This is a genomic window from Microbacterium sp. (assembly GCF_035277845.1).
Taxonomy (GTDB): domain Bacteria; phylum Actinomycetota; class Actinomycetes; order Actinomycetales; family Microbacteriaceae; genus Microbacterium.
The window spans coordinates 1-11,362 of sequence record NZ_DATEJS010000353.1 but is presented as its reverse complement, the minus strand read 5'-3'; the positions used below and the strand labels follow the sequence as shown (position 1 = coordinate 11,362).

Here is an 11,362-nt window from a genome sequence, read left to right as displayed (position 1 = left end):
TGTCCGGTGAGCCAGTGCTGCGCGGGGAACGGCGCGATCGCCCCGGCATCCTCGAGCGTGCGCATGGCGTGGTTCGGGATGCCCCGGCTCAGTCGTCCGCTCATGGCCCGGGTGAGCTGCGTCGTCGTGTCGAGCGCCTCGGCGATGGCCTGCCGGTGCGCGTCGGATGCGGCGGACTGGCGGGTGCGCAGGAACGCGGTGCCCACCTGCACACCGGATGCCCCCAGCGCGAACGCGGCGGCGACCCCGCGGCGGTCGGCGATGCCGCCCGCGGCGATCACCGGCACCGACACGGCATCCACCACCTGCGGGATCAGTGCGAACCCGCCGACCAGCGAATGCTCCGGGGACGCGAGGAACGACACCCGGTGACCGGCCGCCTCCGCCCCGCTCGCGACGATCGCGTCGACGCCCGCGGCATCCAGCACGGACGCCTCCGTCACCGTCGTCGCGGTGCCGACGATCCGGATGCCGCGCTCGTGCGCGGCGGCGACCAGCTCGGCCGACGGGACTCCGTACACGACCGAGAGCACGGCGGGCGCGGCATCCAGCACCGCCTGCAGCTGCTCGTCGACGTCGGGCAGGAACCGCGCCGGCGGGTCGGGCACCACCACGCCGAGCTCGTCGAACAGGGGACGAGCCGCCGCGGATGCCGCCGTCAGATCGACCTCGTCCGGCGTCACCTCGTCGCCGGTCGGCAACCACAGGTTGACCGCGAACGGGCGGTCGGTGGCCGCACGCAGCTGCGCGATCGTGTCGCGGATGCGGTCGGGCGTGTATCCGTACAGCCCGTACGACCCGAGGCCGCCGGCATCGCTGACCGCCGCGACGAGCTCGATGGACGACAGCCCGCCGAACGGACCGAGGACGATGGGATGCTCGATGCCGAGCACATCACGCAGGCTCACCCGATCGACGCTACTCCGCCCCGGCGCCCGATGCCGTGGCGCCGGCTCAGATCACCGACTCGCTCCAGGGATCGGGGTCGCCGAACCGGTGCGCGGTGATCGAGATCGCCTGCTCGTGGAGGAACGGCAGCAGCTCCAGCCGGCCGGCCGTGGTCACCTCGCCGGGGTAGATCGCGAGGTCCGGGTCGCCCTCGACGGCGAGTGCCAGCTTGCGGTGCAGCTTGCCGGTGGCGCCCGCCGGCCCGACCAGCCGCACACGGCGGGGGCGCGGGGTCACGGCCGCCGACACCGAGCCGATCACAGCGTCCGGTGTGACGACGGCATCCGGCGATCCCGTGGTCGGCGTGCCCGCCACGGCGCCGCCTGCCATGCGCTGGCACCACTGGTCGTCGGTCTCGACGAAGACGTCGATCCGCAGCTCGCCGAGGGCACGTCGCACCTCGGCGGGAAGGCCGGCCGGCAGGCTCACGGTGATCGGCGATCCGGCGCGCACCGCGGCGATCACGACGCGCAGCAGCTGCTGCGTGGTCGACCCGCGCACGGCGCGCACGGCCACCGGGACCGGCCGATACCGGAACAGGTTGCGCTCGACGCCGAGCTGCGACACGTCCTTGACCTGGCCGAACTCGCGGTCCCAGGCGATGGCGTCCGACAGCGCGCTGCGGCGCAGCCACTCGAACTCCTCGTACTTCAGCGACGGCTGGGATGCCTCGATCAGCGCGGTGATGCGGGTGTCGAGGCCGCGCAGGTGCAGGCTCGACGAGGTGCGCCCGCTCTCGGTGGGGCGCCACGACCCGAGCCCGATGAGGTAGTTCGGGCCGCCCGCCTTGCTTCCGGCGCCGACCGCGGAGCGCTTCCAGCCGCCGAACGACTGCCGCTGCACGATCGCACCGGTGACCCCGCGGTTGACGTACAGGTTTCCGGCCTCGACCCGGTCGAGCCACAGGGCGAGGTCGTGCGGGTTCTGCGTGTGCAGCCCGGCGGTCAGGCCGTAGTCGACGGCGTTCTGCAGCTCGATGGCATGCGTCAGGGTCGCCGCGTGCATGATGCCGAGCACCGGCCCGAAGAACTCCTCGCGGTGGAACCGCGACCCGGACCGCACCCCCGTGCGCACGCCCGGACGCCAGTAGCGCCCCGCGGTCTCCGGCCCGAAGTCCAGCAGCTCGGGCTTCACGAGCCACTTCTCCCCCTCGCCGAGCTCCGTGAGCGCCCAGGCGAGCTTGCCCTGCGGCACCTCGATCACGGGGCCGATCTCCGACAGCGGGTCGGAGGGCGGTCCGATCCGCAGCGACGTCACGGCATCCGTCAGCTGCCGGGCGAAGCGCTCCGACCGTCCGACGGAACCGACGAGGATCGCGAGGGATGCCGCCGAGCACTTCTGGCCGGCATGACCGAACGCGCTCTTGACCAGGTCGTTCACCGCCAGGTCGAGGTCGGCCGACGGCGTGATGATCATCGCGTTCTTGCCGCTGGTCTCGGCGAGCAGCGGCAGGTCCGACCGCCACGATCGGAAGAGCGCGGCGGTGTCCCACGAGCCGGTGAGGATGACCCGGTCCACAGCCGTGTGCTCGATGAGCTGTCGCCCGAGGTCGCCCTCGTCGAGCGTGACGAGCGCCAGCAGATCGCGCGGGATGCCGGCATCCCACAGCGCCTCGGCGAGCGCCGCGGCGCAGCGGCGCGCCTGATGCGCGGGCTTGAACACGACGCCGGAGCCCGCGGCGAGCGCGGCCAGCACCCCGCCGGCGGGGATCGCGAGCGGGAAGTTCCACGGCGGCGTCACCACGGTGACCCGCGACGGGGTGAACACGGCGCCGGTCACCCGGTCGAGCTCGCGCGCGGTGGCCGCGTAGTAGTCGGCGTAGTCGACCGCCTCGGACACCTCGACGTCGGCCTCGGCGAACACCTTGCCGGTCTCGGATGCCGCCACCTCGATGAGCAGTCCACGCCGGGCGGCGAGCACGCGGGCCGCGCGGCGCAGCACGTCCGAACGGGATGCCGCTGGGAGCGCTCCCCACTCCTTCGCGGCGCGCTGCACACCGGCGACGATCTTGTCGAGCTTCGCCGGGGTGTCCACGCGGGCGCCGGCGAGCACGGCATCCCCCGCCGTCGACGTCTCGACCCGGGCGAGCACCTCGCGCGCCCACTCACGGTTGGCGGGCAGCGCCGGGTCGCTGTCGGGCACGTTGCGGAACCCGGGCGCACCCTTCGGCCGCGCCACGGACTCGCGCGGTGCGAACACCGCGGTCTCCACGAACGGCGATCCGCCGAACAGCTGCTGCGCGTCGGGTGACAGCGCCTGCGTGTCGTCGACGTCGCCCGCGGCGATGCCGAGCACGGCCTGCGTCATGCCGGCATCCTGCTCGTCCTCGTCCTCGGTCGCCGGCTCGCGCAGCAGGGGCGGTTCCGGCGCGGATTCCTCGTCGACCGCCGCCCGGGAGGCGGCATCCTGCGCGGCGAGACGCTGCTCGCGGCCGCGGTCCTGCTGCCGGCGGGGTCCCGCCCAGAGCGTCGGGTCCGTCGAGCGGGCGACGGACGCCTCGAACCGCGCGCGCTCCCGTTCGAACAGCGACGCGTCGTCGTGCAGGCTGAACGCGGCGGACAGGTAGTTGTCGCTCGAGGCGCTCTCCTCGAGCCGGCGCACGAGGTAGCTGATGGCGACGTCGAACTCGTCGGGCTTGACGACGGGCACGTACAGCAGCACCTGACCGACCTCGCGCGACACCGCCTCGACCTGGCCCTGCGCCATGCCGAGCAGCATCTCGAACTCGATGCCGTTGCGCACCCCGCGCTCGCCCGCGAGCAGCCACGCGTAGGCGACGTCGAACAGGTTGTGTCCGGCGACGCCGAGCCGCACCGCGCGGATGCGGTCGCGGCTCATCGCGTACTCGAGGCACCGCAGGTAGTTGGCGTCGGTGTCGACCTTGGCGTCGTACGGCGCCTGCGCCCAGCCGTGCATGACGGCATCCACCCGCTCCATGGCGAGGTTCGCGCCCTTGACGAGCCGCACCTTGATGCGCGCTCCGCCCTTGTCGACGCGGTGCTGCGCCCAGGCGGTCAGCTCGCCGAGGGCGGCGAGCGAGTCGGGCAGGTACGCCTGCAGCACGATGCCCGCCTCGTAGAGCGCCAGCCGCGGGTCTTCGAGCAGCCGCGTGAACACCGCGATGGTGAGGTCGAGGTCGCGGTACTCCTCCATGTCGAGGTTGATGAACGTGCCGGTCTGCGCGGCCGTGTAATAGAGAGGGGTGAGGCGCTCGACGACGAGCTCGACCACCTCGTCGAACGCCCACATCGACAGGTGGCTGACGATGGCGGAGACCTTCACCGACACGTAGTCGACGTCGGGACGCCGGATGAGGTCGTGGATGCCCTCCAGCCGCCGGTGCGCCTCCCCTTCGCCGAGCACGGCCTCGCCGAGCAGGTTGAGGTTCAGCCGGTGCCCGCCGGTGCGGATCTCCGCGAGCGCCGCGCCGAGCTTGTCGGGCCGCGCGTCGACGATGAGGTGGCCGACCATGCCGCGCAGCACGCGCCGCGCGATCGGCACGGTGGGCGCCGGCAGCACGGAGGCGATGACCCCGCCGGCCCGCACCGCGGCGCGCTGGTACCAGGGTAGGAACCCGGGCGCGAGCGGGGCGACGCGCTGCAGGTTGGATGCCGCGGCCGCCAGGCTCTCGGGGCGCATGACCCCGTCGACGAAGCCGACGGTGAACGGCAGGCCGTCGGCATCCTTCAGCACTCCGGCGAGGCGCGCGGCGGCCGGATCGGCTTCGGTCGCAGCGGACTCGTCCACCCAGCGGCGGGCGAGTTCGACGGCCTTCTGGGCGAGTGCGGATGGCGACGGCGGTACATCAGACATCGCCTCCATGCTCGCACCAACCACCGGCAACGGGGCGGGTGCCGCGCGCGTCACCGCAGATGTTCAGCCGCGGTTCGCCCGCGCCGCATCCGCGGACCGGCGACGGGCCGCCCCCCTCAGCTCCAGATGCTCGGTGCCGGCTTCTTCGTCGACGGCAGGCGGGATGCCGCGGCCCATTCGTGCAGCCACGGCTCGATCTCGGGCAGGTCGGCCGGACGCCCGGTCGCGGCGAACAGCTCCTCGAGGGTGACGTGCCCGCCGGCCTTCGTGAGCATGCGGGCGCGCACGATGACGCGGGCGTAGACCTCGCCGGCCACGACGGCCCGGTGCTCCATATACAGGCCGCGGTCGTCGTGCCCGATGAACCGGGACTCCACGTCGAATCGCTGCCACAGCTGCAGGGACTTGCGGAAGGTGACCGTCTCGCTCGAGACCACGGCGTACCACCCGCGCGCCCGCATGGCCTCCCACAGCCCGGTGCGCAGCAGCAGGTCCCAGCGTCCGAGGTCGAAGAGCGACAGGTAGCGCCCGTTGTTCATGTGCATGAGCACGTCGATGTCGGTCGGCAGCGTCGTGAGCCGGATCGTGCCGACCGCCGTCGGGTGGAGCGTCTGTCCGCGGCGCATGCGCAGCCGCGCCTGCAGGTGGATGAGAAGGGCCCGCCACATCACGTTCACGAGGTGCGATCGTACTCGTGATCGGGGCAGGTGCCACGGGTGTTCACCGTTGCGAAACACACCCGTCATCGTTCGATTTCCCCTGTGCGGACGCCGCGCGTAGAGTCTCGCCATGAGCGCCGATCTGAAGTCTCTCGTCGTCCGTCCGGTTCGCGATGTCGACGCCGAAGCTCTCGGCCGCGTGCACGCGACGTGCTGGCACGAGACCTACGACCACCTGATCAGCAAGGCGGCGCTCGAGAGCGTCTCGCCGCGCCGCCTGGCGGAGCTCTGGACGCACTGGGCCGTCCAGGGCCCGGAGTTCCGGATGAGCGCCGCGCTCATCGAAGGCGAGATCATCGGGTTCGTGGGGTCCGGCCCGGCACGCGACAAGGATGCCCCGCGCGGCCGCGAGCTGTACTTCATCTACCTGCTCGCCGAGTACCAGGGCACCGGCATCGGCCAGAAGCTCTTCGACGCAGCCGTGGACGAGAGCGAATCCGTGTACCTGTGGGTCGCCGACGACAACCCCCGTGCGCACCGGTTCTACGAGCGCAACGGCTTCGCCCTCGACGGTGCGTCGCACACCGAGCCGTTCCTCGGTGAGACGCTCACCGAGGTGCGCTTCGTCCGTTGACCCCGCTCGCCGTCTGGGCTCTGCCCGGCATCGGTGAGATCCGTCCCGGCGACGACCTCGAGTCCGTCATCGCGGATGCCGCGGGCGCGACCCTGCAGGACGGCGACATCCTCGTCGTGACCTCCAAGATCGTCTCGAAGGCCGAGGGCCGCGTGGTGCACGCCGACGACCGCGAAGACGCGATCACGGCCGAGACGGTCCGGGTGGTGGCATCCCGCACGACCCCGTCCGGGTTCGTCACCCGCATCGTCGAGAATCGCCTCGGCATCGTGCAGGCGGCGGCCGGCGTCGACGCGTCGAACACGCCGGACGGCACCGTGCTGCTGCTGCCGGAGGATCCGGATGCCACGGCCCGCGCCCTGGCCGCGGGCCTGCGCGCCCGGCTCGGCGTGCGGGTGGGCGTGCTGATCAGCGACACGATGGGCCGCGCCTGGCGAGACGGACAGACGGATGCCGCGATCGGCGCCGGGGGCGTGCGCGTGTTCGAGGACCTGCGCGGCACCGCGGATGCCGAGGGCCGGCCGCTCGCGGTGACGCTGCCGTGCGTGGCCGATGAGCTGTGCGCGGCCACCGACCTCGTCAAGGGCAAGGCGGCGCGGCTGCCCGTCGCCGTGGTGCGCGGCCGCGCCGACCTGGTCGGCGACCTCGACCTGCCGGGCGCCCGTACGATCGTGCGCCCGATCGCGGACGACATGTTCCGCCTGGGCGCCGACGAGGCGTACGCCGAGGGCTTCGCCGCCGGCGCCGCCTGCGCCGGTCGCTGAGCCCCGGTCGTCGATCCCGGTCGTTGAGCGAGGAGCGCAGCGACGAGACGAAACGCGGATCCCGTCGCGGGGTGCGTTTCGTCTCGCTGCGCTCGCTCAACGACCGGGTACTTTGCGCGGACGCTCAGCGGCTGGACAGCTCCAGGGCACCGGCGGACACCTCGGCGCGGATCGTGTTCGCGGCACCCGGCGTGGAGCCGAGCGCGTTGTGGAACGCACCGGCGCTGACGTTCGACGTCACGTCGTACGCCCCGGCCGGCACGCCGAGCTGCAGCAGGCCCGCGCTGACCGTGGCGTCGATGCTGTGCGGCGCGGTGCCCTTCAATGTGGCCACCGTGCGCCCGGCGCTGACATCGATGCTCGCGGACTCGACGTCGCGCAGCACCAGTTGCGAATCGCCCGCGTTCGACTGCCCGGTCACGGTGCGGGCCGCTCCCGAGATCCGCAGGGATCCGGCATCCGTCGTGGCCTGCAGGTCGTCGAACCGGCCGCCGGTGAGCCGCACCGACCCGCCGTCGACCTGCACACGGGCGTCGACCGCGGAGGCGCGGAGGGATGCCGGCAGCGTGAGCCGCGCGGTGCCGTTGCCGCCGAACGGCCAGCCGAACGTGGTGAGGCGGTCGGGCGACGCGATCGTCAGCGTTCCGTCTCTGTTCTCGAACGTCCACGGGCTGCTGCCCATGCCGCGGTCGACCGTCAGCCGGGCGTCCCGGACGTCGGCGTAGGCGACGATGAGCGAACCGCCCGACACGTCGATGTCGAGGGCGTCGACGCCGGCGACCTGGACCGTGGTGGCATCCTGCCGGCTGCCGGCCAGGGCGATGGTGGACAGGGCGACGGTGGCGAGGGTGCCGAGCACGATCGCTCCACCGACGACGGCGACGAGGATCGAGACGACCCGCGACGAGGTGCGGGGCCCGGTGGGCTGAGGGGCGGCGCCGGGTGCCGGCGGGGCCGGGGGCGGTGCGAGAGGCGTGGACGTCATGAGAGGTCTCCGGACTGAGGGGCGGCCGGGCCGCCGTGAGAGAGGTGGACGAGGGCGGCCAGCACGCGCCGGTTGCCGGACTCGTCGGGTTCGAGGTCGAGCTTCTGGAACACCGAGGTGATGTGCTTCTCGACGCTCCCCTCGCTGATGTAGAGCGCCTTCGCGATCGCCTGGTTGGATTTGCCCTCGGCGATCAGGGCGAGCACGGATGCCTCGCGGGCGGTGAGCCGCTGCATCCGCTCGTCGCGGGCGCGGCGGCCGAGCAGCTGGGCGACCACTTCGGGGTCGAACACGGTGCCGCCGGCGGCGATCTGCTCGACGGTTTCGACGAACTCGGCGACGTCGGCGACGCGGTCCTTGAGCAGGTAGCCGAGCGCTCCGCCGCGCCCCGCGATGAGGTCCGACGCGTAGCGCTCCTCGACGTACTGCGAGAGCACGAGCACCGGAAGCGCCGGGTTCGCGGTGCGCAGGGCGAGCGCCGCGCGGATGCCCTCGTCGGTGTACGAGGGCGGCAGCCGCACGTCGAGGATGCACAGGTCCGGCGCGGTCGTGCCGACCGACTCGCCGAGCTCGGTGGCATCCGGCAGGGCCGCCACCACCTCGTGCCCCTGGTCCTCGAGCAGCCGCACGAGCCCCTCGCGCAGCAGCACCGAGTCCTCGCAGATCAGGATGCGCATGGCACGCTCACCTCCACGGTCGTGGGGCCGCCGACGGGGCTGTCGATGCGCAGCGTGCCGCCGACCCCGAGCACCCGGTTCTGCAGCCCGTCGAGTCCGCCGCCCGGGGCGACGGTGGCGCCGCCGATGCCGTTGTCCTCGACCCGGGCCCACACGGTGCCGTCCTCGCGCTGACGCACGATCACGCGCACCTCGGAGGCCCGCGAGTGCTTGGCCGCGTTGGTGAGCGCCTCGGCGATCACGAAGTACACCGCGGCCTCGGTCTCGGGCCGGCAGCGGCTGGTCAGGCGCACGTCGAGCTGCACCGGGATGTGCGAACGAGACGCGATCGCCGACAGGGCGGCATCCAGCCCGCGGTCGTCGAGCACGGAGGTGTGGATGCCGCGGGCGAGCTGCCGGAGCTCGGTGATCGCGGCCTTGGTGGAGGTGTGCGCCTCGGCGACGAGCTGCTTGGCGGCCTCCGGGTCGGCGTCGATCTTCTGCTGGGCCATGCCGAGCGTCATCGCGACCGAGACGAGCCGGGGCTGGATGCCGTCGTGCAGGTCGCGTTCGATCCGGTGCCGTTCCAGGTCGGCGGCGCGCACGGCGCCGGCGCGCTGCACCTGCGAGCGGCGGGCTTCATCGGCCAGCAGGGCCTCGCGGGAGGGCACCATGACCGCGCGGGAGAGCACCCCGTGCAGGGCGGCGAGCCCGACGATGGCGGCGGCGGACAGGATCGCGACGAGCACTCCCACGACGATGACGAGCACGAGGCTCGATCGCCGCAGCTCGATGCCCCAGAAGCTCACGCCGCCGTCGAAGCGGCCGTAGAGGGGCGAGAACGTCATGGCGATGCCGGAGCCGAACGCGCTGAGGAACGCCCAGGAGAGCCAGCCGAGCATCGTGGCGATGACGGCGTTCGCGACCGCCCGCCACATCATCGGGTCGATGAGCTGCAGCCAGAGGGTGCGCAGGAATCCGGTGAATCCCGGCTGTCCGCTGGTGCGCACGCGGCGCTCCGGCAGGCCGAACCGGTACAGCCCGTCGACGCGGGCTGTCTCGAGCCAGCTGAGCCCGAACAGGCCGTATTCGAACGCGACGAGCAGCAGCAGGCCGACCCCGAGTGCCGGGATCAGCCCGAGACCGGTGCCGAGCAGCGAGCCGAGCGCCACGAAGGCGATGACGCCGAGCACGCCCATCGCCAGCAGATGCAGCGCGGCGAGGGCGATCCGGCCGGGGGTGGCGACGCGCGGGCCAATGGGCCGTGCTCGCGGAGGCGCGGCGACGGCCGCGGAGGGGACGGGAATCGAGGTCATGTCATCCACGGTAGAAATCCCGCCCTCCCCGCGCCGCCGAGGCATCCGGAGTCCTGTCTTCGGGTTATCCCCCGGTCACCGGCTGGTCACGGTGCCGAACAGCCGCGCGATCGGGGCCAGCACCAGCGGCCGCAGCGCCGCCCAGCCCGCCGCGATGACGAGCAGGGATGCCGCGAACCACCAGAACCCGGCCCAGTTCACCTGGTCGGAGGTGCCGTACATGTGGTTGAGGTTGCGCAGAGCCCCCGTGGCGAACACGAGCACGACGTGCACGATGACGAACAGCACGAACGCGAGCATCGTCGGGAAGTGCACGGCGCGCGCCCACTCCACCGGGTACGCCTTGTTCAGCCGGGGACTGTTCTTGGGCCAGACACCGCTCATGCGCACGCCGGTGACGATCGCGAGGGGGGCGAGCAGGAACACCACCGCGAAGTAGGTGAGCTGCTGCAGGCTGTTGTAGTTCAGCCAGCCGTCGTCGTGCGGCCAGTCCAGCGACACGTACTTCAGCACGGCGCTCAGCGCATTCGGGAACACGCTCCAGCTGGTGGGCACGAGCCGCATCCACTGACCGGTGGCGAACAGCAGCACGATGAACACGACGCCGTTCGCGATCCACAGGATGTCGAGGGCCTGGTGCGACCACAGGGTGAGGCTGATCTTGCGCTTGCTGCTGCGGCGCGCCCAGAACACGCTCGGGCGCTTCTCGCGCCGCACCCCGAGACCGGTGCGGATGATGAGCACGATGAAGAACACGTTGAGGAAGTGCTGCCAGTTCAGCCACGCCGGGAACCCGACCGGGGCGGATGCCGGCAGCGCGTACTGTCCCGGGTAGGTGTGCAGGAAGTCCTGCATGAACGGCAGCGACACGAACACCCGCACCGCGAGCACCACCATCGCCGCGGCGAACAGCAGTCCCGCCCCGGCGACGATCACAGACCCCGCCCACTGGCTGCGCGTGAACGGCCCGATCCGCACCGGTTCCGCCCGAGCCGGATGCCGCGGCGCCGACCCGGCGAACACCGACGGGGTGAACCCGAGAGGGACGGCGAGGTCGCGCGCGGCCGCCGGGAGCGGAGTCTCGGCCGGGAGCGGCGTTTCGGCGGGGAGCGGAGCTTCGGCGGGGAGCTGCGTTTCGGCGGGGAGCTGCGTTTCGGCGGGGAGCTGCGTTTCGGCTCGCGGCGCTCGCTCAACGACCGGCGGGGCTGGGGAGACTGTGGGAGCGGCGCCTTCGGGAGGCCAGGGCTCGCCGCCGGGAGTGCGCGGAAGCCCGCGGCGAAGCACCCCCCCGGTCGTTGAGCGAGCCGCAGGCGAGACGAAACGCGTCTCCTCCGAAGTTGGTTCTGCGGGGACGGCCGTCTCGGTGGGGATTTGCGTTTCGGCTCGCTGCGCTCGCTCAACGACCGGTGCGGGGACGGGGGCTGCGGCACCCGCGGGGGGCCAGGGGGCGCCGCCGGGGGTGCGCGGGAGCCCGCGACGAAGCACCACCCCGGCCGCCCCGCGAGCCGCAGGCGAGACGAAACGCGTCTCCTCCGAAGTTGGTTCTGCGGGGACGGCCGTCTCGGTGGGGATTTGCGTTTCGGCTCG

The 11,362-nt window shown here is 72.5% G+C and carries 9 protein-coding genes; 2 read left to right on the top strand and 7 right to left on the bottom strand.

The window, feature by feature from the left end:
- From VJR25_RS15485 to VJR25_RS15475, 3 genes are all read right to left on the bottom strand, one after another.
- Positions 1–902 (bottom strand): nitronate monooxygenase (locus VJR25_RS15485; protein ID WP_324116635.1); only part of this gene is annotated, 902 nt, incomplete at its 3' end.
- Positions 903–954: 52 nt separating this feature from the next.
- Positions 955–4,770 carry a proline dehydrogenase family protein gene (locus VJR25_RS15480; protein WP_414683804.1) on the bottom strand — a complete coding sequence of 1,272 codons (3,816 nt, stop codon included), beginning with the start codon at positions 4,768–4,770 and terminating at the stop codon, positions 955–957.
- Positions 4,771–4,877: 107 nt separating this feature from the next.
- Positions 4,878–5,438: an acyl-CoA thioesterase gene (locus VJR25_RS15475; protein ID WP_324116633.1), complete on the bottom strand. Its 561-nt coding sequence runs from the start codon at positions 5,436–5,438 to the stop codon at positions 4,878–4,880.
- A 112-nt stretch (positions 5,439–5,550) separates the two neighbouring features.
- Between VJR25_RS15475 and VJR25_RS15470 the strand changes: the two genes are divergently transcribed.
- Positions 5,551–6,054 carry a GNAT family N-acetyltransferase gene (locus tag VJR25_RS15470; RefSeq protein ID WP_324116631.1) on the top strand — a complete coding sequence of 168 codons (504 nt, stop codon included), beginning with the start codon at positions 5,551–5,553 and terminating at the stop codon, positions 6,052–6,054.
- On the top strand, positions 6,051–6,818 hold the full coding sequence (gene cofE / locus VJR25_RS15465) for a coenzyme F420-0:L-glutamate ligase (RefSeq protein WP_324116629.1): 768 nt from the start codon (positions 6,051–6,053) through the stop codon (positions 6,816–6,818). The genes VJR25_RS15470 and cofE overlap by 4 nt, the downstream gene beginning before the upstream one ends.
- A gap of 124 nt (positions 6,819–6,942) precedes the next feature.
- On the opposite strand, the gene VJR25_RS15460 is transcribed toward cofE, so the two are convergent.
- The 4 genes from VJR25_RS15460 to VJR25_RS15445 form a co-directional block, all read right to left on the bottom strand.
- Positions 6,943–7,803: a hypothetical protein gene (locus tag VJR25_RS15460; protein ID WP_324116627.1), complete on the bottom strand. Its 861-nt coding sequence runs from the start codon at positions 7,801–7,803 to the stop codon at positions 6,943–6,945.
- Entirely contained in the window at positions 7,800–8,480 is a 681-nt protein-coding gene (locus VJR25_RS15455) for a response regulator transcription factor (protein ID WP_324116625.1), read from the bottom strand. The genes VJR25_RS15460 and VJR25_RS15455 overlap by 4 nt, the downstream gene beginning before the upstream one ends.
- Entirely contained in the window at positions 8,468–9,784 is a 1,317-nt protein-coding gene (locus VJR25_RS15450) for a sensor histidine kinase (protein WP_414683803.1), read from the bottom strand. Before VJR25_RS15450 ends, VJR25_RS15455 begins: the two co-directional genes overlap by 13 nt.
- Positions 9,785–9,850: 66 nt before the next feature.
- On the bottom strand, positions 9,851–10,711 hold the full coding sequence (locus VJR25_RS15445; protein ID WP_324116621.1) for a cytochrome b/b6 domain-containing protein: 861 nt from the start codon (positions 10,709–10,711) through the stop codon (positions 9,851–9,853).
- Positions 10,712–11,362 lie beyond the last annotated feature (651 nt).